Origin of the sequence: Streptomyces sp. KMM 9044 (genome assembly GCF_024701375.2) — a bacterium.
Taxonomy (GTDB): Bacteria; Actinomycetota; Actinomycetes; order Streptomycetales; family Streptomycetaceae; genus Streptomyces.
Genome location: NZ_CP113910.1, coordinates 1,606,679 through 1,627,756 on the forward strand (window position 1 = coordinate 1,606,679; position 21,078 = coordinate 1,627,756).

Consider the following 21,078-nt stretch of genomic DNA (forward strand, 5'->3'; position numbering starts at 1 on the left):
TCACGCTCCGATGGGATGGGTGGCGACGGTGCCGTCGGCCAGGTCGATATGGACGGTCCGTTCGGACAGGCTCACCCGGCGGACGGGTGGCGACGTCTCGGCGGACTGGTAGACGGAGACGAACACGGCGTGGCGGCCGGTGAGGGACCAGTCGACGCCCTGCCGGCTCCGTGCCGGGTCGTCGGCGGTCCCGGGGTGGGCGACGACGGTGAACTCCGCCTGCGGACGCGAGGCGTGGTAGCCCGTCAGGACGGCGGACTCCCCGTCGCCCCAGACCGTGCGGGCCCGGTCGGCCCCCTGGGCCACGACGTCGAGATCGGTGCCCGGACGCAGCTGGGCGGTGAGCCGGCGCTCGGTGGCGGCCTCGAGGACGAGGACGTCGAGCAGGTAGCGCCGGTCGGTGACGACGTGCCGTGTCGCCGTGACGCCGTCGTACGCCTGCTCGCACCGTCCGGTGTCGCCGTCGAGGACGGCGTCGCAGGGGCGCTGTTCCGTCCCGTCGGCCCGGAAGGTGGGGTGGGCCGCCGTGCTCGCGTAGTACGCGCGCAGGTTCCGGTGTGCGTACGGGACCTGTCCGGGATCCGGTTGCCAGGCGGTGCCGTCGTCCCCGTACAGGTAGAGCGACAGTTTGTCCTGGTGCCCGTGTCCGCCGCCGTGCGGTCCTGCGTCCAGCAGGGCGTGGACGCCCGCGGACCGGAAGACCGCGAACCCGGCGTCGGGGAAGGTGTGCCGCGGCGGCGGCGCGGGAAGCGGGACGCCGGTGAACCACCCGTCGAGGTCCGCGGGGAGTGCAGCGGCCGAGTCGCGTTCGGCCGCCTGCGCGACGGCCTTCAGCGGGGCGTCCGCGAACATCTGGGCGGTGAGCGCGGCCACCTCTCTGATCTCGGCCGCCTGTGCCTCGCGCCGGTAGGGACCGTCGTGCAGGGCCGGCAGGGTGCCGTCCGGGGCGGCGATGCCCCCGAGCGCCGAGACCATCGCGCCCAGTACGTCCGCGATGTCGTCGGGCAGCTGCTCCGGGCGGGCGCCACGCAGCGCGAGCAGGTAGGCGTGCAGGACGAACAGGTGGTAGTAGGTGCTTGCCTCCCACTCCCAGCCGTCCCGGTGGACCGCTGCCCGCATGTGGGCGGCGAGACCGTACTCCTGTGCGAGACCGATCACGTCGGGCTCCGCTCCGGTGATCAGCTCGGCCGCGCAGCGGCAGGAGATCTCCGCGGCGGCGAGCCAGGCAGTGTAGTTCGAACGGGCCTCTCCCTTCCGCAGGAGCTCGGTCCGCGCCGCCCCTGCCGCTTCCTGGAGCGATTCGAGGAAGGGGACGAGCTCGTCCAGTCGGGGGCCATCGGGGTCCGCCGTCAGCGTGCGTACCGCGTGGGCGATGTTGACGGCCCAGATGGCCTCGGTCAGCGCCTGGTGGAAGAGCCGTCCGCGCAGCATCCAGTCGTCACCGCCCGTGTGCGTGCCCGGCAGACCGGCGTAGAGCTCCGCGTACTCGCGCAGCATCGCCACGGCCTCGCGGCGTTCGCCGGTCGGGCCGGCTGCCAGGTCCCGCAGGCACCGGGCGGCCTCCTGATGCGCCAGTACGGTCCACGCACCCCGTATGGCGTCCGTGTCCAAACGGCAGCCGTACCGGCAGGCGGCACCGCCGACGGGGAAGGCACCGCCGAGCAGGTCGCCGTGGTCGAGCTCCACGCCGTGTGCCGGGCAGACGTAGGCGTGCCACCACCCGCCGGGCTCCGACGGGACAGTCAGCGCGGCCATGCGCCGCCGCCGATGTCGAAGGTGGCGCCGGTGACGTATCCGGCCTCGTCCGAGGCCAGGTAGACGGCCGCGCCCGCGACGTCCTCCACGGTGCCCGCGCGGCCGATGGGCAGTTTCTCCACGATGCCGTGGCGGGCCTCGGGCGCGGTGAACGTGCCGTGGAAGGCGGTGTCGCCGATGTAGCCGGGAGCGAGGGAGTTGACCGTCACCCCGGAGCCGCCGACCTCCTTGGCCAGCCCCTTGGCGAAGCCGACCACTCCGGCCTTGGCCGCCGCGTAGGCGGTCGCGCCGGGACCACCGCCGTCGTGGGCCGCCTGCGAGGCCATCAGGATGATCCGTCCCGCACGCCCGGCCTCCCGCACGTGCGGCAGGGCGGCCCGACAGGTGCGGAAGGCGGAGACGAGGTTGACGTCGATCACGCTGCGGAAGTGTTCCTCGGTCATGTCGGAGACGGGAACCCGTCCGACCAGATGCCCGGCGTTGGCGACGACGATGTCGAGGCCCCCGAGGAAGGCGACGCTCTCGTCGACCAGGCGCTCGACGTCGGTCGCGTCCGTGACGTCCGCGGTGACGGCGGTGGCCTTCCGTCCGAGCGCGCTGATGTCGGCCACGACGCGCTGGGCCGATTCGGCGGAGTGACCGTGGTGAACGATCACGTCGGCGCCCGCCCGGGCCAGCCCTAGCGCGACGGCCGCGCCGATGCCGTGCCCGGCACCGGTGACGAGCGCACGGCGCCCCGTGAGGTCAAAAGGCATGAGGAGTTCTCCGGTTGTATGTCGGATCTGATGTGTCGCGTTGAGCAAGGGGGCTATTTGATGCCGGAGTTGGCGAAGCCCTGCACGAAGTACCGCTGGGTGAGCAGGAACAGCGCCACCATCGGGACCGTGGCGAGCGTCGTGCCGGCCATCATGTAGGCCCAGGCGTTCTGGTCGGCCTGCTGGAAGGCGGACAGTCCCACCTGGATGACCCGCAGGTCGGTGTCGGTCGTGATGATCAGCGGCCACAGGAAGTTGTTCCAGCTGCTCTCGAAGGTGAGCAGGCCGACGGTGGCGATGGCCGGCTTGACCAGGGGTGTCATCACCCGTGCGTAGATGCCGAACTCCCCCATGCCGTCGATGCGGGCGGCCTCCTCCAGCTCCCGTGGCAACGAGAGGTAGAACTGCCGGAAGAGGAAGATGGCGAAAGGCGTGAGCGCGCCGGGAATGATGAGACCCCACCACGAGTCGAGCCAGCCGTGGCCGCCCCGGCCCAGATAGTCGTTGCCGCCGAAGAACGGGATGCCCTTGGCGATCAGGTACTGGGGCACGATCTTGGTGTAGGTCGGGATCATCATGGTGGCCAGGACACCCATGAAGATCACGGTGCTGCCCCGGAAGGGGAGGCGGGCCAGGGCGTATCCGGCCATGGAGGCCAGCGCCAGGTTGAGCGCGGTGTGCCCGAGCGAGATGAACAGGCTGTTGCGGAAGTAGGTGCCGAAGGGTGCGTACTCCAGGGCCTCCGGGTAGTTGTCCCAGTCCCAGATCCGGGGCAGCAGCCCCGGGGGGTAGGAGGCCAGGTCGGGATCGGTCTTGAGCGAGGTGATGATCATCCACAGAAAGGGGATGGCCATCGCCAACGACACCGTGCCGAGCACCAGGTGCAGCGCCACGCGTCGCAGTCGCCGGGCGAGCAGGGGTCTGCTCGTACGCGGGGTCACCGCGGTCGCGGCGCCGGCGGAGAGCTTCTCAGCGGACATCGTCTTCCTTCCCGGTGAGACGTCGGCTGATCAGCATGAGCACCAGCAGGAAGGCGAACAGCACCACGCTCTGAGCGCAGGCCGCACCCATGTTGAACTCCTTGAACGCCGTGCGGTAGATCTCGTACGTCATGACCGTCGTCGAGTTGCCGGGCCCTCCGTCGGGCGTCAGCACGTACAGTTGGTCGAACGCCTGGAAGGAGTCGATGATCGACACCACCAGGACGAAGAACGTCGCCGGTTTCAGCAGCGGCAGGGTGATGGAGAAGAACTGCCGCACCTGTGAGGCGCCGTCGATCTTCGCCGCCTCGTACACGTCGTTCGGCATGGCCTGCAGGGCGGCCAGGTAGATGAGCATCTTGATGCCGATGCCCTTCCAGATGCTCACCACGATCACGGCGGTCAGAGCCCAGTCCGGGTCGGCCAGCCAGACCGGCCCGTCGATGCCGACCCAGCCGAGCATCGTGTTCACGACACCGAGCCGGGGTTCGAACATCCACATCCACACCAGGGCGATCGCCACGGTCGCGGTGACGTGCGGCATGAAGACCGCCGTCCGGTACCAGGCCGACCCCCGCATCTTCACGTTGAGCAGGAGCGCCAGGACGACCGCGATCGCCATGGCCACCGGCACGGTGAAGAAGGTGAAGACGACGGTGTGCCAGATGGACGCGTTCCAGGTCGAGTCACTGAAGATCTCCTGGAAGTTGTCCAGACCGTTGAAGGTGACCGTGCCCGCGAGGATGTCGTAGTCGGTGAACGCCAGGGCGAAGGTCGCCACGACCGGGATGCCGATCCACCACACGAGGTGGATGACCGAGGGCGCCAGCAGGAGGAGGGCTACCCGGCCCCGTTCGTGTCCGAACTTCTTTGTGCGCCGGGGCCGTTCGTCGCGCTGCATCGACGTTGGCGATCTGGTAGATCGATGCACTGCGGGCGGGCGCGGACGTGCCGTGTCCACGGGCGGATGACTGGGCACCAGGGTCACGCCCCCTTGGCGATGATGGCCTCGGCCTTCTCGGCCAGCCCCCGCAGGGCGTCGGCCGGGCTGGACTTACCGAGCAGGGCGCTCTCCAGAGCAGGCTTGAACTCCTCCCGGATCTCCAGCCAGGTCGGCACACCGCCCTCGGAGAAGGCGTGATCCAGGTTGTCCACCGCGAACGAGACGAGCTTGTTGTTCCGCACGTAGTCGGAGTCCGCCGCGCTGAGGACGGCAGGGATGTTGCCACGCTGCTCGGCTGCCTGCGGCGACACCTTCTCCCCTGACAGGAACTCCACCAGGGCCTTGGCCTGCTCGGGGTACCGCGTCTTCGCCGACAGGGTGGCCAGCGTGCCGCCCTGGAACAGCGCCGGACGCTGCTGGTTCAGCATGAAGCCGGCGATCTTGTCCTCGGCGATCAGCTCCGGGGCGCTCTCGGACACCTGCCGCCACATGTCGTTGTGTCCGACCATCATCGCCGCCCGGCCCTGGACGAGGGGCGCGACGACCGCCCCCTTCTGGGTGAAGCCGTAGTCCTCGATCTTCTCCGTGCGGATGACGTCGACCATCCACTGGAGGGCGTCCACGGCCTCGGCCGAGTCGAAGACGGGCTTGCCGTCGGCGAACAGGTCGGCCCCGTGCGCCCACATGAGGGGAAGGTAGGTCTGGCGCAGGTCGTTGCTGAGGATGTCCACGCCGGCCCGCGTCAGCTTGCCGCCCTCGCGGACGGTCAGCTCCTTGCCCATCTCCTTCAGCTCGGTCAGGTCCTTCGGCGGCGCGTCGATTCCCGCCTCGGCCAAAATGTCCTTGCGGTAGATGCCTATCCGGGTGTCGAGCAGGATGGGGCGGGCGTATGTCCTGCCCTCGTAGATCCCGGGCTGCACCACCCGCGGGTTGTAGAGACGGTCCAGTTCGGACTGGCTCGTCCCGAGGTCGGCGAGCACACCCTTCTCGACGAAGGGCGGGATCCAGCCGACACCCATCAGCATGACGTCGTAGGGCTGTCCCCCTACGATTGAGGTGGCGAGCTTCTCGTTGAGCTTTCCGTACTCGGTGTAGTCCACCTGGACGGTGACGCCCGGGTGGTCCTTCTTGAAGTCGGCGAGCAGCGAGGTGAGCAGCTTCTGTCCGTCCGCCCGGTCGAAAATCGGGGTGAGCAGCCGCAGGGAGGCGTCACCGCCTCCCTCTTTCCGAGGTGCGGGACCGCCGCAGGCGGACAGTGCGGCGCCTGCCGCGGCGGCGGCGCCCAGTCCGAGGAGCCTTCTTCTGGAGAGGGGCGACGTACGTGGGCGCATAGGAGACTCCCGGCTGAGAGGTACGTACTGAGCGGGTGACGAACTTGCGTTTCGAGCAGTGCATCGATTTACTGGTGTTTCGATGCACGAGACTAGGAACGGCAGTACAGGCTGTCAACACAACGGAAACATTTGGTTTCCGATTCATAGGGAGTGGGTCAGTGGCCGGGGTAACGATCTACCAGGTGGCAGAGGAAGCGGGGGTCTCCCCGAGCACGGTCTCCAACCTGCTCAACGGCCGGACCGGCAAGATGCTGCCCGAGACACGGTCCCGGGTGGAGTCGGCGATCCGGCGCCTCGGCTACCGTCCCAACCGCGCCGCCCAGCAACTGCGCACCGGACGGATCCAGATGCTCGGCCTCATCGTGCCGTCGGTGGCCAATCCGTTCTGGGGCACGTTCGCCCGGCATCTCGAAGCCGCGGCGCTGGCCGAGGGCTTCTACATGCTCCTGTGCAACAGCGAACGGGACCCGGAGCGGGAGCGCCGCTACGTGGAGGAGCTCTGGTGCGACGGCATCGGCGGGGTCGTCCTGTGCTCGTCCCTGCCCTCGCTCGACCATGTGAAGCCCACCGTCGAGGCCGGGCTGGGGCTCGTGGCCTTCGACCGCACCGCCCAGCCCGGTGATCCGCACCGCGCGGTGAACATCGGGAGCGACAACGTTCTCGGCATGCGCCTGGCGACGGAGCACCTGCTGGCCCTGGGGCACACGCGCCTGGCCTTCGTGTCGGGCTCGATCGGGAGTGTCAACCGGGCCGAGCGCTACAGCGGTTTCCGGCAGGCCCTAGACGCCGCCGGTCTCCCCCGGTCGGCCGGCCTCGTGTGGTCGGGAGCCGACACGGTCGACTTCGACGACCGGGACGCCGCCGAACTCGGACGTGTCGCCGCGCTGGAGATCCTCTCGGCGCCCCGTCCGCCGACCGCGATCGTCGCCATCAACGACATGTGCGCGCTCGGCGTCATCGCGGGCGCCAGGGAGGCGGGCCTGGTGATCGGCCGCGACGTCTCCGTGACCGGCTACGACGACATCATGCTCGCGGGCATGGCCATGCCCGCGCTCACCACGGTGCGGCAGCCGGTGGAGGAGCTGGCGGCCACCGCGTTCGCCAGGTTGCGCCAGGTCATGGACGGTGACGGCGGGAAGACCGGCCAGTCCATCCTGCACCGGCCGACCCTGGTGATCCGCGACTCGACCTCGGCGCCCGCGACGTCCCCGGTCACGTAGCCGGACCGCTTCTCCTCGCCATGACACGGGCCTGCAGCTCTTCACCACCGCAAGCGCGTATGCAACCGGCCCGCTCCTCACGTCGGGGCGCCGGAGCCGCGCCCCGAAGCCCCGCCCCGGCGCCCATCGGACGACGACCAGGAGGCGAACCCTCTTGACTACGGAACCCGGAACCGGTTCCGCCCCCACACCCGACACGCGCGGCCCGTTCCGCCCCCTCGCCCCCGGGGGCCCTCTGCTGTCCTCGCTGAAGGTGAGGAACTACCGCCTGTTCTTCCTCGGCCAGGTCGTCTCCAACAACGGCACCTGGATGCAGCGCATCTCCCAGGACTGGCTGGTCCTCAGTCTCACCGGCTCGTCGACCGCCGTCGGTATCACCACCGCCCTGCAGTTCCTGCCCCTGCTGCTCTTCGGCCTGTACGGTGGCGTTCTCGTCGACCGCCTGCCCAAACGCCCCGTACTCGTCGCCACCCAGGTGGCCATGGCCCTCACCGCACTCGCGCTCGCCGTCCTCACCCTGACCGACCGGGTCCACGTCTGGCACGTGTACGCCGCCGCGTTCGCCGTGGGCCTGGCGACGGTGCTGGACAACCCCGCACGCCAGTCCTTCCTCTCCGAACTGGTCGGCCCGCACCTCCTGCGGAACGCGGTCGGCCTCAACTCCGCGAACTTCCAGTCCGCCCGGCTGATCGGTCCGGCCGTCGCGGGCCTGCTGATCACGGGCATCGGCACCGGGTGGGCGTTCCTCCTCAACGGCGTCTCCTTCGCCGCGCCGCTGGCCTGCATGACTCTGATGCGGCGCCGCGAACTGCACGCGGTCGAGCGCGCCCCGCGCGGAAAGGGACAGTTGCGCGAGGGCCTGCGGTACGTCGCCGGTCGCCCCGACCTGGTCTGGCCCATCGTCCTCGTCGGCTTCTTCGGGACCTTCGCCCTCAACTTCCCCGTCCACCTCTCCGCCTTCGCCGACGACGTGTTCCACGCCGGGGCGGGCGCATACAGCCTCTTCAACACCCTGGTCGCGGCGGGCTCCCTGGCAGGCGCGCTGCTCGCCGCCCGACACGAGAGAGCGCGGCGGCGACTGCCCTTCCTCGCCGCGCTGGCCTTCGGCGCGCTGCAGACCGTGGCCGCCGTGGCGCCGACCCTGTGGAGCTTCGCGCTGCTCATGATCCCCATGGGCCTGTTCGCCATGGTCGTCAACGTCACCACCAACGCCACCATGCAGACCTCGACCGCCCCGACCTTCCGCGGGCGGGTCACCGCGCTGTACATGATGGTCCTCCTCGGCGGCGCGCCTCTGGGCGCTCCGGTGGTCGGATTGATCACCGACACGTACGGTGCCCGGGCCGGCCTCGGGACGGCCGGCGCGGTGGCGGCTGTCACCGCGACGGCGACCGGCCTCCTCCTGGTCAGAGCCGGCGACCACCGGCTCGCGTTCCGCTGGAACCGCCGTGTCCCGCGGATCCGGGTCGTGCCCCGGAAGGCGGGCAGGGGAACCGACCTGCCCGCGTGACCTGGATCCGCCCACCGGAGGAAGGGGCGCCCGATCTCCCTCCGTCACGCCCCGGGCGCACACTCACCCTCCGGTCCGAGACCGCCGGCCGACGCGGCCGGATCAGCCGACGGCGACGGCATCCAGGGCGGCGTCCAGTCGGGCCGTGGCGTCGGCGGCCACCGGCTCCAGGGCGGCCAGGCCCGTGAGGGTGACCATGGTGCCCGGGTCGAGGGCCTGGACGAGCGTGGTGCCGCCGTCACGGCGGACGACGACGTTGCAGGGCAGGAGCAGGCCGATGCTGCGGTCGGCTTCCAGTGCCTGGCGGGCGAGCGGCGGGTTGCAGGCGCCGAGGATCAGGTAGTCCTCCATGTCGTGGCCGAGTTTGGTCTTGAGGGTGGCTTTGACGTCGATCTCGGTGAGGACGCCGAAGCCTTGATCGGCCAGGGCCTTGCGCACGGCGGTGACGACGGCGTCGAAGTCGGTGTCGAGACGGACGGTGCGGTCGTAGGGCACGGAGACTCCCGGATAGCGCGGAACGGCTGATTCCTCGATACCCCGTTGGGTACCCGCGCGAGGTCGGGCGATGCCTTGAGCGGACACCTTCACCTCTGGAATACCCCTCCGGGTATCGCTGTTAGAGTGAGCATCCAATACCCCCAGGGGTAAATCGTCCGAGAGGAGTCGTGCGCCGTGTTCTTTGTCGACACCCTGGAATTCGAGGGCCTGGGCAACCGCAGCTACCTGGCCGGCGGACCCGGCGTCGCGGTGGCCGTCGACCCGCCGCGCGACATCGACCAGGTCATCGCCGCTGCGGCCCGTCACGGGGTGCGCATCGCCTTCGTGGCCGAGACCCACGTGCACAACGACTACGTCACCGGCGGCCTGGAACTGGCCCGCGTCACCGGCGCCCGGTACCTGGTGCCGGCCGGGGCACACGTGGCCTTCGACCACACTCCCGTCACCGACGGCGACACCGTGACCGTGGACGAGGGCCTGGTGCTGCGCGCGATCGCCACTCCCGGGCACACCCCGCACCACACCTCCTACGCCCTGACCGAGGACGGGCGCGGTGTGGCGGCGTTCACCGGTGGCTCGCTGCTGATCGGCACCGTGGGCCGCCCGGACCTGGTCGAGCCCCGGCTGACCGAGCAGCTGGCCCGCGCCCAGCACGCCTCCGCCCACCGGCTGGCCGGCGAACTGGCCGACGAGGTGCCGGTGCTGCCCACCCACGGGTTCGGCAGCTTCTGCTCCTCGTCCCAGGCCGAGGGGGACGCGACCACGATCGGCAAGGAGCGCGAGACCAACGACGCGCTGACCCTGGACGCGGACACCTTCGTCGCCCGGATGCTCGCCGGGCTGGAGGACGTGCCCGCCTACTACACGTACATGGGCCCGGCCAACGCCGCAGGCCCCTCCCCGGTGGATCTCACTCCGCCCGAGCGGGCGGACGCCGAGGAGATCGCCTCCCGGCTGGCCGCGGGCGAGTGGGTGGTGGACCTGCGCAGCCGTACGGCCTTCGCCGAGGGGCATGTGGCCGGGTCGTTCAACTTCGAAGGCGAGGGCAAGCTCGCCACCTACCTCGCCTGGCTGATCCCGTGGGGCAAGCCCGTCACCCTGCTCGCCGACACCCCTGCGCAGATCGCCGCCGCGCAGCGGGAGCTGGTGCGGGTGGGCATCGACCGCCCGGCCGCCGCCGCCACCGGCGACCCGGCCGGCTGGATCCGCGAGGGCGGGCGACTCGCTTCCTTCCCTCGTGCCCGCTTCGCCGACCTCGCCGGTGTACGTGAACGCGGCGACGACGCGGCCGTGCTGGACGTACGCAGGGACTCGGAGCGTGCGGACGGCTACATCGAGGGCTCCCTCCACATCCCGGTCCACGAGCTGCACGGCCGCATCGGCGAGGTACCGGACGGAACGGTGTGGGTCCACTGCGCCGGCGGGATGCGCGCGGCGATCGCCGCCTCCCTGCTGGATGCCGCGGGCCGCGACGTGGTCGCCGTCGACGACGGCTTCGACGCCGCCACGAACGCCGGTCTGCCTCTGACCTCCGACTGATCCCCGACCGTCCCCCCGGCCAGGAAGGAAACGTGTGATGTTCCCCTTGCACCGAGACGGACCGCGCGTCACGGTCGACGAGGCACGCGGCCGTACCGGTGGCGATCAGCCCGAGGCGGTCCTGCTGGACGTCCGTGAGAGGCCCGAATGGACCGCGGGCCACGCCCCGGGCGCCGTCCACGTACCGCTGACGGAACTGGACGCCGGCGGCACGCTGCCCACCGAGGCACAGGGCCGGCCGCTGGTGGTGGTCTGCCGCAGCGGACAGCGCTCCCAGCGGGCGGCCGAGCTCCTCCTCGAGCGCGGAGCGCAGGCGGTCGACGTCGAGGGCGGCATGAACGCGTGGGCCGCCGCCGGACACCCGGTCGTCGACGAGCGCGGGAACAGCGGCCGGATAGCGTGACCGTTCTCGTTCTCGCCCTTGTCGCCGGGGCCGTCATCGGTCTCGCCCTCGGTGCCCTCGGTGGCGGTGGCAGTGTCCTCGCCGTGCCGGCGCTGATCTACCTGCTCGGCTTCACCCCGGCCGCCGCCACCACAGCAAGCCTGATCATCGTCACCGCCACCTCCATCACCGCCCTGTACGCGCGCACCCGCGACGGAAACGTGGTCTGGAAGACGGGCGCGTTGTTCGCCGCTGCGGGCATCGTCCCCGCCTTCCTCGCCGGCACCGTCGCCGGGCGCCTGCCCGAAGCGGTGCTGACCTCGGCGTTCGCGGTCGTCGCCGCGCTGGCGGCCCTGCGTATGCTGCGGCCGTCCGCGTCCGAGCCGCCGGACCGGATCCGTCCGGGCAAGGCGGCCGGCGCCGGCGCCGGACTGGGCGCCGTGACCGGCTTCCTGGGAGTCGGCGGGGGATTCCTCGCCGTGCCCGCCCTGGTGAGCGTCCTGGGACTGACCATGCGGCGGGCGGTGGGCACCAGCCTGCTCGTCATCACGGTCAACTCGCTGGCCGCGCTCGTCGCTCGCACCGGCACCGGTGGCGGACTCCACTGGGAGATCATCGGCCCTTTCACCGGAGCCGCGATCCTGGGTGCCTGGGACGGCAAGCGGCTCGCGACGAAGATCTCCGGCACCACCCTCCAGAAGATCTTCGCCGGCGTACTGCTGGCGGTGGCGGCCTTCATGCTCGTCGACGTGACCGTCTGAACACGGGGGGCGCCGACTGCTCAGGACAGCGACCGGGAGAGCAGGCCGGGCCGGCCGCGCGGGTCAGGACCGCCTGCGGCCCGGTCCCCTTCGGAACAAGCTCCACCACACCCCGACACACAAGGAGACCTGTGCCATGACCACACCCACCACCCTCGCCACCGACGAGGCGCGCACCCGCCTGCACGAGCTGACCGTCATCGACGTGCGCACCCCGGGCGAATACGCCGGCGGCCACCTCCCCGGCGCACTGAACGTCCCCCTCGGCCACATCCAGCGCGCGCTGCCCGACATCCGGCACGCCGCCGACCGCGGTGACGTCCTGATCGTCTGCGCCTCGGGCGCACGCTCCGAGAACGCCGGCCGCATCCTCGCGGAGAACGGCGTCTCCGCAGCCACCCTCGCGGGAGGCACCGGCGCCTGGGCGGCCGACGGTCACGAGCTCCACCGTCCCGAGGGCGCCCCGCGCGCCACCTGGGGCATGGAACGGCAGGTGAGGCTCACCGCTGGAGCGATCGTACTGCTCGGTCTGCTGCTCGGGCTCGTCGTCCACCCAGCGTTCCAGCTCCTCTCCGCCGGCATCGCGGGCGGTCTGGTCTTCTCCGCCCTCACCGACACCTGCGGCATGGCCGCCATGCTCGCCAGGCTGCCCCACAACCGCCCCCGCGCCACCGACCTCGACGAGACGCTGGCCGCCCTGCGCAACCGATGAGCCACGCGCGCAGGGGGAGGGGTCCGTAGCCGGATCCCTCCCCCTGCGTATGCCAGGGGGTATACGGCCGAGGGCCCGACACCGGTGCGCGGGTGTCTCCGCTTCCGGCTGCGGAGCGCGCCTTCTCGTCGGCCGGAGCGGGACCAGCAGTGCGGCCAGTGCCACCACAGCGGCCACGACCAGCGGAATCAGCCGGTCGGACACGGCCGCGCCGAGGTCGGACAACCGCTCTTCCAGAGGGAACTCGGAGGCGGTGCGTGCATGCGCCTGCTGCGCGAGGGACACACCGTGCCGACGCCTGAGGCGCAGCCCGCCGACACGATACCGGCCGCGGCTGCCTCCAGGGAGCCCTCACCCACCCGGCCAGCTGATCGGATGATCGGATGATCGGATGATACGACTCAGGCCAGGGAAAGGAACAGCTTCTCGAGCCGGGCACGCATCTGCTCCCGGTCACCGGAGGCGGCCATATCGGCATCGGTCAGGCAATGCTGCAGTCCGGTAGCGATGATTGCGAAACCCGCCTTGTCCAGAGCGCGGGACGCCGCCGCAAGTTGCGTGACCACATCCTCGCAGTCCCGCCCCTCCTCTATCATCTTGATCACGCCGGCGATCTGGCCCTGCGCCCGGCGCAGCCGGTTGACCACCGTCTTCAGTTCCTCAGCCGCCATCGCGAGTTCCACAGCCCACTCCTTCGAAATACCCCCGCGGGTACCCTATCGAAGAGAGGAACCTCAACGGCCCACAGGATGATTCCCGTCATCTCCCCCGGGGGCTCCCAGGGCCTGGGCGGGCCCGGCCTCGACGAGGGAAGCGACACCGAGGGCACTACGCACCGACCCATCACACCGGCGGCCTCCAAGCCCGGCCGACGTCGCCGACAGCCACCGCGAGGCGGCCGTCCCGAAGACCGAGCAGGTCGGTACCGGCCCCCACGCACGTTCAGGGCTCCGGCCGCCGGGCGGCACACGGGAGAGCATGACGCCATGGTGCTGCACCGCCGCGGCCCGGAGCAGGCCGAGCCGCCCTCGCGACGGTTCAGCAGCAATCGCACCCCTTGGCGCAGCCGCAGACTGTTGCGGTACTCGCGGCCGGGACGTGAGGGGTGGGCGCGCAGCAGCCCTTCCCCCGCCAGGCGTCGCGGCCTTCCTTGACGGCGATCGCAGCGATGACGAGGGCCGCGACCGGGTCGGCCCAGGACCAGCCGAGCAGCAGGTTGGCCAGCAGACCGAGCAGGAGCACGGCGGAGAGGTAGGTGCACAGCAGGGTCTGCTGGGAGTCCGCGACCGCGGAGGCGGAGCCCAGCTCGCGACCGGCCCTGCGTTGCGCTGCCGACAGGAAGGGCATGATCGCCAGCGACACAACGGCGAGGACGATGCCCGGAATCGAGTGGTCGGCCTCACCGGTGCCGGTCAGTGCACGGACCGCATCGACGGTGACGTAGACCGCGAGCGCGAGGAACGATACGGCGATGATGCGCAGGGCGCGCTCCTCGCGGGCTTCACGGACAGCGGGATCACCGGCGGAGAACTGCCAGGCGACCGCTGTGGCGGACGAGACCTCGATGACGGAGTCGAGTCCGAAGCCGACCAGGGCGGTCGACGAGGCAAGGGTACCGGCGGTGATCGCGACCACGGCTTCGATGACGTTGTAGACGATGGTCGCGGCGACGAGCAGACGTATGCGCCGGGTGAGCCGGTCACGGCGGGCGGGGCTGGGACTGAGGGAGATCGCGGTCATTCAGCAGCAACCCTTCTTGTCCGCGTCCGGACAGGTCTTGTCCGTCTCGACGGCGACGACGGCCGCCCTCAGGTCGTCGAGCGCGTGCCCCAGGCGCTCGTCGGCGAACTCGTAGCGTGTGCGTCGCCCGTCGGGAACGGTGACGACCAGGCCGCAGTCGCGCAGGCAGGCCAGGTGGTTCGAGAGCCGGGTGCGGGAAATGTCCAGGGCGTCGGCGAGGTCGGCCGGATAGGCGGGCGCCTGACGGAGGGCGAGCAGGATACGGCAGCGGATGGGGTCGGCGAGGGCGCGGCCGAACCGCGCCAGCACTTCGATGTCAGTGGCTAGTGTCAGCACCCCCTGAGAGTACACAAAGTTCTGAATTCAGGAAGTCATGAATCTTTGAGTCCGACCACCCCGGTGACGGAGGCGTTGTCCCGCCCTGCCGGGAAGCAGGGTGCGGTCCGCGGCGCCGACGGGTGACCGGCGGTCAGGCCGAGGCATTTTCGACTGGAGCATGCGGCTTGCCGGCCACGGTGTCGTTGACGATCTCGTGCCACACCAGGACCAGCTGCGGGTACGCCCTCACCTCGCCGCGATACTCCGGGCCGAAGACCGGATCGTCGTCGTCGAGGAAGCCGGCCTTGTTCGCCGGGACGAAGCGGGGCTTGTCGATGGAGGGGACGCCGTCCTTGCCCGGCCCGCCGGACACGGCGGCATCGGCGAGCGCCTCCAGGGACGGGTCCTGGCCCGGCTGCACGGCCGTCACCGGATCCGGGCGGCCGGCGAGGGTCTGCCAGCCGATCACGCCCCCGCCCACCAGCAGGACAACGACTCCCCCGATCACGCCCGCTCCCTTGAGTACCTGCCGGCGCGGTGGGCGGGGGAGGACGGCTGACCGTTCACCTGGCACCTCCCGATCCCCCGGGATGCGGGCTCGCGCGGCGGCGAACACCGCCGTCATCCCTTCGATCGTGCCGGGAGCGGGGGTGGTGGTTCGGTGAGCGCGCTTACAGTTCTCGCCGCCGCCGCCGGGAGCCTACGGCCGGATCATGGTGCTGAGGATCGTGCCCGGGACGGTGTACACGGCGATGGGCGTCGCCCAGCTCGCCTCCTTCGGAGACATGCCGCGGATTCTGTCCGCGTACGGGGGGTGTGTCAATTTAACGGCTGACCTTGGTTGTTGAGGTTCAGTTGTTGGCCGGGGTGAGCCGGCCCTCGAAAGCGGTCTGGCAGGCGTGGAGTGGCGCCTTCCAGCGCATGGTCCACCGCTTGCGGCCCTTGCCGCTCGGGTCCAGGCTCATCAGCGCCGTGTAGACGCACTTGAGGGCCGCGGCCCCGTCGGGGAAGGGGAAGTGGCCGCGGGCGCGGACGGCCTTGCGGATGCGGGCGTTGACGGACTCGATCGCGTTCGTCGAGCAGATCACCCTCGCGGATCTCGACGTCGAAGGAGAGGAAGGGGACGAACTCGGCCCAGGCGTTCTCCCAGAGCCGGATGACCGCCGGGTACTTCTTGCCCCAGGCTTCCTGGAACTCGCTGAACCGCCCGGTCGCGGCGGCCTCGTTCGGGGCCGTGTGGACGGGCTTGAGCGCCCTGGCCATCCTGTCCCGGTCCTGACGGGCCGCATGCCGGAAGCTGTTCCTCAGCAGGTGAACGACGCAAGTCCGGACAACCGCTCGAGGCCGGAGTGTCTCCACGGCCTCGGGCAGGCCCTTCAGCCCCTCGCAGACAGCATCAGGACGTCGTCAACACCCCTGTCCTCGAGGTCCGTGAACACGCTCAGCCAGCACTTCGCGCCCTCGCCTCCGTCACCGGCCCAGATCCCCAGGATGCCCCGGTGCCCCTCGGCCGTGACCACCATCACAACGTAGATGGGTGCGGATCCTTTCCAGGGATGGTTGAGCTGGGGTTTCGCTGATCCGGGTGTGGGTGGGGTGGCGGCTTGTCTACCGTGGCGGTAGAGGAGGCGGTGCCGGATGGGCTCGTTGATCGGTGAGCTGGAGGAACGCCAGGCGGCGGTGCGGTTGCGGGTGGAGGAACTCGAGCGGGAGGTGGCCGCGTTGACCGTTCGGCTGGAGGCCGAGCGGGGCCGGCTGGATCGGCTGACGGTGACGCGGGAGACTCTGGAGGAACTCGCGGCCGAGGAGTGGCCCTCGAAGTGGCCCGGCCGCCGGCGGAGACCTTGCCGGTGGGCGGGGGCCGGGTGGTGGGGGTGCAGACCGTGACCTTCTGGCGGGAGGGGATGACCAGCGTGGATCTCCCGCCGGTCTACCGCGACATCGTGGACGTGATCGACGACGCGCCGGGGGCGGTGCAGGCGAAGCAGATCGTGCCCAGGATCGGGCTGCCCGCCCAGACCTCGAAGATCGAGGCGACACGGTCGAAGCTGAAGAGGCTGGTTGAGCGGGGCTGGCTGGCCGAACAGGCGCCGGGGCAGTTCACCATCTCGGCCCACCGGGCGGCAGCCGGCTCGGTGAGGTAGGTCAACTCCCGGTGTTCAAGGGGCTCTTCTCCCTACATTCGTAGGTGCGAACCGAAACGAACATCAGGAAGAAGAGCCCGGATGGAACGCTACGGCACCAGCGATGTCCCCGACCCGTTTGCCTGCTCGATGGAGGCGGTGAAGTCGCTGGCAGCACGGCTGTCGGCGCGTGAGACCGCCGAGCTGGACCACGCCGCGGTGGAGCGTCTGATCGAGGTCGACGGCAGGGAGATCCTGCGCCGCTTCTTCCAGGACCACCTCGATCTGCGCGCGGTCCGCGAAGAACAGCACCCGCCGCCGGAGCCGGTCCTCGGTGCGGACGGAGAGAGGCGACCGTACCGCGAGCGGGGACACGAACGGCAGCTGACCTGTCTGTTCGGAAAGGTGACCGTGACCCGGTGCGCCTGGCGGAGCCGGGGGCGGGCCAATGCGCACCCGGCGGACGCGCGGTTGTCGCTGCCGCACGGCCGGTACAGTCACGGCATCAAACGCCTCGCTGTCCGCGAAGCGGTCCGCTCCTCCTACGACCAGGCCGTCTCGGCGGTCACCGACCGGTGCGGGAAGGTCCTGGGCAAGCGACGGGCCGAATCCCTGGTCGTTGAGGCCGCCGTCGACATCGACGCCTTCTACCACCACAAGATCGCCCCCGCGTGCACGGCCGACATGCCCCTGGTCATCCAGGTCGACGGCAAGGGTGTGGTGATGCGGCCCGAAGCGTTGCGCGAGGCCACCCGGCGGGCCGCCGAGGCCAAGAAGCGCCGCGGCCGACAGGCCCGGCTCGCGCCGGGTGAGAAACCGGACAGGAAACGGATGGCGACGATCGCCTGCGTCCACGACACCGTCCCCGCCGTGCGTCGTCCGCACGACATCGTCCACCCGCCGGGCGGCCGCAGCGGCCTGCGCACGCCCAGTCCCGGCCCGAAGGCGGTCAACCGGTGGTGCACCGCCTCGCTCATCCACGACCCGGCCGACGTGATCGCCGAGGCGTTCACCCAGGCCGCCGACCGCGACCGGGGCCACCTGCGGCCCTGGCTCGTCCTCGTCGACGGCGCCCACCACCAACTCGATCTGGTCGAGGCCGAGGCACGGCGGCGCAAGGCGACGATCCACGTCCTGATCGACTTCGTGCATGTCGCGGAATACCTCTGGACGGCCGCCCACGCCTTCCACCCGGTCGGCAGCGAGGCCGCGGAGACCTTCGCCGCGGAGAAACTCACCGCGATCCTGCACGGACACGCCGCCCGCGTCACCCGCGAGATGACCACGCAGGCCGAGAAAGACCAGCTCACCGGCTCCAAGCGCGAGGCCGTCGGCACCTGTGTCCGCTACCTGACCGGGCACCTCGCCCGACTCCGCTACGACATCGCGCTGAAGAACGGGTGGCCGATCGCGACCGGTTCCGTCGAGGGAGCCTGCCGCCACCTCATCGGTGACCGCCTCGACATCACCGGCGCCCGCTGGGGCCTCGACAGCGCCGAAGCCGTACTCAAACTCCGCGCCGTCCACGCCAACGGAGACCTCGACGACTACCTCGCCTACCACCACACCCGCGAGCACCAGCGCACCTACCCCGAACAGCGGGATTACCAACTCGGAGCCTGATCAACGACCTTCCCCCAGAAGGATCCGCACCCATACCGGGTAGGCCCACGCCTTCCAACCGTCCTGTCCGGCGGCGGAGGCAAGGTCGTGCAGGTGGGCGAAGGACAGCGCGGCGGCGATGAGCGCCTGGACGAGTACGGCGTCCACGCGGACGGGCAGGGCACGCACGGCGCGACTCCTTCCGGTTTCGGGCATGGGTGGGGTAGGGACATGGCGCGGGACGGTCGCGCCGACCGTGGGAGCGGGTGCGACTACTCGGCGACGGGGCGAGGAGTGGCTACCGGCCCGGACACCTCCACGGGCACGGGCGGGACGTAGGGACGGAAGGGCGCGAGCGCGGGCACGTCGGGTGCGAGGTGGGCCGTCTCGCGGCAGGTGGCCGCCGCTTCGGCGAGGGTCAGGTGAGGCGTGCGGATGCGGGACCAGCCGCCGGACGTATCACCCACGACGGCGAGGCCGGGCAGCTCGGGCGCGATGGCACAGGCCGCGTAGACCGCTTCGGGGGCGATGTCACCGAGCGCCATCTTCGCGGAGGCTTCGTCGTTGACGCGGTGGCAGACCCGGCCGGTCAGCTGGGCCCGGAGCATGGTGGCGCCCTTGCCCAGCTCGGCGCCGAAGCGCTGTCCGCACACCTCCAGATAGATGCCGGCCGCACGACCGAGCTGAGCGAGCCGGATGAGCTGAGTGACCATCTCGTCCCGCCGTTCCTCCTCCTTCCTGGTGGCGACGAGGAAGAGTTCCGCCACCTCGTCGATGAACAGCACGATGGGAACCGGGCGTTCGTCGTCCGGCAGGCCCCAGATGTCCGAGGTAATCAGCTCATCCGGAGTACCGGGGGCGATACCCTGCCTCGCCTTGATCAGGTCGTATCGGTCCTCCATTTCCTTCACCAGCACGGGCAGCAGCTCGGCCGCCTGTATCGGGTCGGTGGCCAGGGCGGAGAGCCGGGCCGCGAACGGCGCCAGCTCCACCCCGCGCTTGCAGTCGATCCCCACGAGGACGACCGGCTGAGCAGCCAGCCCGACGAGCAGGTTCCGCAGGAACATGGACTTGCCCGACAACGTGGCGCCGAGGACGAGTTCATGCGGAACGGCCCGGTAGTCCCGTACGAACGGCGTCGCATCCTCGCGCAGAGCCACCGGCACCCGAAGCGGCCCGGCGACGGTCCGACGAGGCCTCCGGACGTTCCGCAGGACGTCGAAGCCGACGAGCCGCAGTTCCACGACTCCAGGCTTGACGTCCCGCACGTACACGGCGTGAACGCCCCAGGCGTGCCGCAGCCGTTCGGCCGAGGCCGCCACATCCGCAGGTTCCTGTCCCGGAGCGAGCCCGCAGCCGGAGCCGCAGGCCGGTCGAGGTGGGCCGGATCATGCCCCGCCGAGGTGGTACGGGCCGGATCTCCCGTCGAGTGGTCGCCTTGACTGCCAGCGCCCGCAACCGGGACGGCGGGACCGTCAGGCCGCACGCGTCCATGGTCGAGGAGTATGAGGCCAGCAGCCGGGCCACCGAGACCGGCAGCCCGACCGTGGACCAGTACGCCGCAGGGTGGGCGTGCCGGGCGTAGAGAGCACCGCCGCCTATCGCAGCAAGCGGCGCGCCCCACTCGGCCAGCGTCACCAGGTCGGTCACGGCGATCAGCCCGCCTGCGCCATCGGGAAGGCACCCGGAGCCACGGCGGTGGCCCGGTAGGCGATGCCGTGCCGCTGCTGGCCGTTGAACACGCTCTCCCACGGTCGGGCGATGAGCCCCGGCAGCGAGACAGGAGCGCCGACCGTCAGCCCGTCGGTCACCCCGCTCTCGGGGATGGTGACCTGGATCAGGGACGACTCGCCCTCGTCGATGAAGACGACGCCGACCGTCATCAGTGCCTCACCGCTCACGGCATCCTTGGCGATCTCGCCGGTCTGCCGGTCGCGCACCTTGGGCGCCGGCGCTTCGGTGAGCAGGATCGTGGCGGACGAGGCGTCAACGCGGATCACACGCACAGAGATTTCTCCTTCGAGTCGATCAACTCGCCACCTGACAAATTGACTTAGCAAGTTCGAAGCTAGAGATGACAGGTTGACTTGTCAAGTGGAGTTATAGGTGAACTCGCCTGGAGCAGACGTCAGTTCAAGCGATAGGTGTCTTCGAGTTCCTGGCGGTCGGCCGGAAGCAGCACATCAGAGACTTGCAGCGCCTGCCCGGACGCGTCGCACGCGATGACCAGGATGCTGAGCACGGGCACACCGTCAGGCAAGCCCAGAAGCTCGGCTTCACCACTCTCAGGTAGTCGAGCCGAGACTCGTTCCGTCACGTGGTCATAGCGGACCTTCTTCCGAGCCTCCACATGCTCGCGCACACTGCCGCTGAGGGCATCAGGGCTCGCCAGCTCGGTCCCCTCGACCAGGCCGGCGGGGAAGTACGTCGAGACCAACTCGACCGCTTCACCGTCCTCTTCCGCCAGGAAACGGCGCATGAGGACCTTGGCTCGCTTCGGGAGCCCGAGCGCGGAGGCGACCCGCGCCGGAACAGGCATATCAGCGACTTCGACCAGGCGCCCGGACGACCGAGACTCGTCACGCTTCAGGACCTCTCGCCCCCGCCGGTCCTGCTGCTCAACAACTTCAGGACGGCCCCGGACGATCGTGCCGTACCCCTGCCGAGACTCCAGCCAGCCGTCCCGCTTGAGCAGCTCCAGGGCCCGCACGACGGTCGGGCGGGACATTCCGAAGGACTGAACCAGCTGATTCTCACTGGGCACCCGAGTGCCAGGCGGATACGTGCCGTCCTCGATGCGGCACTGAATCGTCTGCGCGAGGCGTACGTACTTCGGTGCCTCCACTTCATACGCCATGAACGCCGCCGTCTGTCGAGATTGGCCAAGTCAACTGGTCAACCAGACT

The 21,078-nt window shown here is 70.3% G+C and carries 21 protein-coding genes and 3 pseudogenes; 9 read left to right on the forward strand and 15 right to left on the reverse strand.

Annotated elements, in window-relative coordinates; translation table 11 throughout:
• The 5 genes from HUV60_RS07245 to HUV60_RS07265 form a co-directional block, all read right to left on the reverse strand.
• Positions 1 to 1,755, reverse strand: coding sequence for a heparinase II/III family protein (locus HUV60_RS07245; RefSeq protein WP_257848193.1), 1,755 nt, complete (start codon positions 1,753 to 1,755; stop codon positions 1 to 3).
• Entirely contained in the window at positions 1,743 to 2,510 is a 768-nt protein-coding gene (locus HUV60_RS07250) for an SDR family NAD(P)-dependent oxidoreductase (protein ID WP_257848192.1), read from the reverse strand. The genes HUV60_RS07245 and HUV60_RS07250 overlap by 13 nt, the downstream gene beginning before the upstream one ends.
• Before the next feature lie 53 nt (positions 2,511 to 2,563).
• Positions 2,564 to 3,490: a carbohydrate ABC transporter permease gene (locus HUV60_RS07255; RefSeq protein WP_257848191.1), complete on the reverse strand. Its 927-nt coding sequence runs from the start codon at positions 3,488 to 3,490 to the stop codon at positions 2,564 to 2,566.
• The gene (locus HUV60_RS07260; protein WP_257848190.1) at positions 3,480 to 4,391 is read right to left on the reverse strand and encodes a carbohydrate ABC transporter permease; all 912 of its coding nucleotides are present in this window, start codon (positions 4,389 to 4,391) and stop codon (positions 3,480 to 3,482) included. Before HUV60_RS07260 ends, HUV60_RS07255 begins: the two co-directional genes overlap by 11 nt.
• Before the next feature lie 83 nt (positions 4,392 to 4,474).
• Complete coding sequence (locus HUV60_RS07265; protein ID WP_257848189.1) at positions 4,475 to 5,764, reverse strand: ABC transporter substrate-binding protein; 1,290 nt, start codon at positions 5,762 to 5,764, stop codon at positions 4,475 to 4,477.
• 161 nt (positions 5,765 to 5,925) lie between these two features.
• On the opposite strand from HUV60_RS07265, the gene HUV60_RS07270 reads away from it, so the two are divergent.
• Positions 5,926 to 6,987, forward strand: coding sequence for a LacI family DNA-binding transcriptional regulator (locus HUV60_RS07270; RefSeq protein WP_257848188.1), 1,062 nt, complete (start codon positions 5,926 to 5,928; stop codon positions 6,985 to 6,987).
• Between the two features lie 154 nt (positions 6,988 to 7,141).
• Positions 7,142 to 8,497 carry an MFS transporter gene (locus HUV60_RS07275; protein ID WP_257848187.1) on the forward strand — a complete coding sequence of 452 codons (1,356 nt, stop codon included), beginning with the start codon at positions 7,142 to 7,144 and terminating at the stop codon, positions 8,495 to 8,497.
• Between the two features lie 102 nt (positions 8,498 to 8,599).
• Here the strand turns inward: HUV60_RS07275 and HUV60_RS07280 are convergent, their stop codons facing one another.
• Positions 8,600 to 8,992 carry a DUF302 domain-containing protein gene (locus HUV60_RS07280; RefSeq protein WP_257848186.1) on the reverse strand — a complete coding sequence of 131 codons (393 nt, stop codon included), beginning with the start codon at positions 8,990 to 8,992 and terminating at the stop codon, positions 8,600 to 8,602.
• 177 nt (positions 8,993 to 9,169) lie between these two features.
• Between HUV60_RS07280 and HUV60_RS07285 the strand changes: the two genes are divergently transcribed.
• The 4 genes from HUV60_RS07285 to HUV60_RS07300 all read left to right on the forward strand — a co-directional run bounded on the left by HUV60_RS07285 (position 9,170) and on the right by HUV60_RS07300 (position 12,389).
• Entirely contained in the window at positions 9,170 to 10,534 is a 1,365-nt protein-coding gene (locus tag HUV60_RS07285) for an MBL fold metallo-hydrolase (protein ID WP_257848185.1), read from the forward strand.
• Positions 10,535 to 10,571: 37 nt separating this feature from the next.
• On the forward strand, positions 10,572 to 10,937 hold the full coding sequence (locus HUV60_RS07290; RefSeq protein WP_257848184.1) for a rhodanese-like domain-containing protein: 366 nt from the start codon (positions 10,572 to 10,574) through the stop codon (positions 10,935 to 10,937).
• Positions 10,934 to 11,677: a sulfite exporter TauE/SafE family protein gene (locus tag HUV60_RS07295; RefSeq protein ID WP_257848183.1), complete on the forward strand. Its 744-nt coding sequence runs from the start codon at positions 10,934 to 10,936 to the stop codon at positions 11,675 to 11,677. The genes HUV60_RS07290 and HUV60_RS07295 overlap by 4 nt, the downstream gene beginning before the upstream one ends.
• A gap of 136 nt (positions 11,678 to 11,813) precedes the next feature.
• Entirely contained in the window at positions 11,814 to 12,389 is a 576-nt protein-coding gene (locus HUV60_RS07300) for a rhodanese-like domain-containing protein (protein ID WP_257848182.1), read from the forward strand.
• Positions 12,390 to 12,790: 401 nt separating this feature from the next.
• Here HUV60_RS07300 and HUV60_RS07305 read toward each other — a convergent pair whose 3' ends face one another.
• The 5 genes and pseudogenes from HUV60_RS07305 to HUV60_RS07325 form a co-directional block, all read right to left on the reverse strand.
• Positions 12,791 to 13,072, reverse strand: coding sequence for a metal-sensitive transcriptional regulator (locus HUV60_RS07305; protein ID WP_018845516.1), 282 nt, complete (start codon positions 13,070 to 13,072; stop codon positions 12,791 to 12,793).
• A 355-nt stretch (positions 13,073 to 13,427) separates the two neighbouring features.
• The gene (locus HUV60_RS07310) at positions 13,428 to 14,129 is read right to left on the reverse strand and encodes a cation transporter (RefSeq protein WP_257848181.1); all 702 of its coding nucleotides are present in this window, start codon (positions 14,127 to 14,129) and stop codon (positions 13,428 to 13,430) included.
• On the reverse strand, positions 14,130 to 14,465 hold the full coding sequence (locus HUV60_RS07315; protein ID WP_257848180.1) for an ArsR/SmtB family transcription factor: 336 nt from the start codon (positions 14,463 to 14,465) through the stop codon (positions 14,130 to 14,132).
• 133 nt (positions 14,466 to 14,598) lie between these two features.
• On the reverse strand, positions 14,599 to 14,955 hold the full coding sequence (locus tag HUV60_RS07320; protein WP_257848179.1) for a DUF3179 domain-containing protein: 357 nt from the start codon (positions 14,953 to 14,955) through the stop codon (positions 14,599 to 14,601).
• A 343-nt stretch (positions 14,956 to 15,298) separates the two neighbouring features.
• Positions 15,299 to 15,985, reverse strand: a pseudogene (locus HUV60_RS07325) (IS256 family transposase); the annotation flags it as partial.
• 100 nt (positions 15,986 to 16,085) lie between these two features.
• Here HUV60_RS07325 and HUV60_RS07330 point away from each other — a divergent pair.
• The 3 genes from HUV60_RS07330 (at position 16,086) to HUV60_RS07340 (ending at position 18,193) form a co-directional block, all read left to right on the forward strand.
• Positions 16,086 to 16,334 (forward strand): hypothetical protein, encoded by a 249-nt coding sequence (locus HUV60_RS07330; protein ID WP_269441292.1) that lies wholly within the window; start codon positions 16,086 to 16,088, stop codon positions 16,332 to 16,334.
• The gene (locus HUV60_RS07335) at positions 16,322 to 16,591 is read left to right on the forward strand and encodes a hypothetical protein (protein WP_269441293.1); all 270 of its coding nucleotides are present in this window, start codon (positions 16,322 to 16,324) and stop codon (positions 16,589 to 16,591) included. The genes HUV60_RS07330 and HUV60_RS07335 overlap by 13 nt, the downstream gene beginning before the upstream one ends.
• 81 nt (positions 16,592 to 16,672) lie before the next feature.
• On the forward strand, positions 16,673 to 18,193 hold the full coding sequence (locus HUV60_RS07340) for an ISKra4 family transposase (protein WP_269441137.1): 1,521 nt from the start codon (positions 16,673 to 16,675) through the stop codon (positions 18,191 to 18,193).
• A 15-nt stretch (positions 18,194 to 18,208) separates the two neighbouring features.
• On the opposite strand, the pseudogene HUV60_RS07345 reads toward HUV60_RS07340, so the two are convergent.
• From HUV60_RS07345 to HUV60_RS07360, 4 genes and pseudogenes are all read right to left on the reverse strand, one after another.
• Positions 18,209 to 18,361: pseudogene (locus HUV60_RS07345) on the reverse strand (DUF2637 domain-containing protein); the annotation flags it as partial.
• 83 nt (positions 18,362 to 18,444) lie between these two features.
• Positions 18,445 to 19,822, reverse strand: a pseudogene (locus HUV60_RS07350) (FtsK/SpoIIIE domain-containing protein).
• Positions 19,823 to 19,827: 5 nt separating this feature from the next.
• The gene (locus HUV60_RS07355; RefSeq protein ID WP_123542199.1) at positions 19,828 to 20,178 is read right to left on the reverse strand and encodes an SCO3933 family regulatory protein; all 351 of its coding nucleotides are present in this window, start codon (positions 20,176 to 20,178) and stop codon (positions 19,828 to 19,830) included.
• 122 nt (positions 20,179 to 20,300) lie between these two features.
• Positions 20,301 to 21,029: a GntR family transcriptional regulator gene (locus HUV60_RS07360; RefSeq protein ID WP_257848176.1), complete on the reverse strand. Its 729-nt coding sequence runs from the start codon at positions 21,027 to 21,029 to the stop codon at positions 20,301 to 20,303.
• Positions 21,030 to 21,078: the final 49 nt, after the last annotated feature.

Excerpts from the sequence above, each read along its gene's own strand:
- HUV60_RS07265 (WP_257848189.1), bottom strand. The coding sequence starts at position 5,764 with ATGCGCCCACGTACGTCGCCCCTCTCCAGAAGAAGGCTCCTCGGACTG.
- HUV60_RS07310 (WP_257848181.1), bottom strand. The coding sequence starts at position 14,129 with ATGACCGCGATCTCCCTCAGTCCCAGCCCCGCCCGCCGTGACCGGCTC.
- HUV60_RS07330 (WP_269441292.1), top strand. The coding sequence starts at position 16,086 with ATGGGCTCGTTGATCGGTGAGCTGGAGGAACGCCAGGCGGCGGTGCGG.
- HUV60_RS07290 (WP_257848184.1), top strand. The coding sequence starts at position 10,572 with ATGTTCCCCTTGCACCGAGACGGACCGCGCGTCACGGTCGACGAGGCA.
- HUV60_RS07255 (WP_257848191.1), bottom strand. The coding sequence starts at position 3,490 with ATGTCCGCTGAGAAGCTCTCCGCCGGCGCCGCGACCGCGGTGACCCCG.
- HUV60_RS07360 (WP_257848176.1), bottom strand. The coding sequence starts at position 21,029 with ATGGCGTATGAAGTGGAGGCACCGAAGTACGTACGCCTCGCGCAGACG.
- HUV60_RS07340 (WP_269441137.1), top strand. The coding sequence starts at position 16,673 with ATGGAACGCTACGGCACCAGCGATGTCCCCGACCCGTTTGCCTGCTCG.
- HUV60_RS07250 (WP_257848192.1), bottom strand. The coding sequence starts at position 2,510 with ATGCCTTTTGACCTCACGGGGCGCCGTGCGCTCGTCACCGGTGCCGGG.
- HUV60_RS07260 (WP_257848190.1), bottom strand. The coding sequence starts at position 4,391 with ATGCAGCGCGACGAACGGCCCCGGCGCACAAAGAAGTTCGGACACGAA.
- HUV60_RS07300 (WP_257848182.1), top strand. The coding sequence starts at position 11,814 with ATGACCACACCCACCACCCTCGCCACCGACGAGGCGCGCACCCGCCTG.
- HUV60_RS07245 (WP_257848193.1), bottom strand. The coding sequence starts at position 1,755 with ATGGCCGCGCTGACTGTCCCGTCGGAGCCCGGCGGGTGGTGGCACGCC.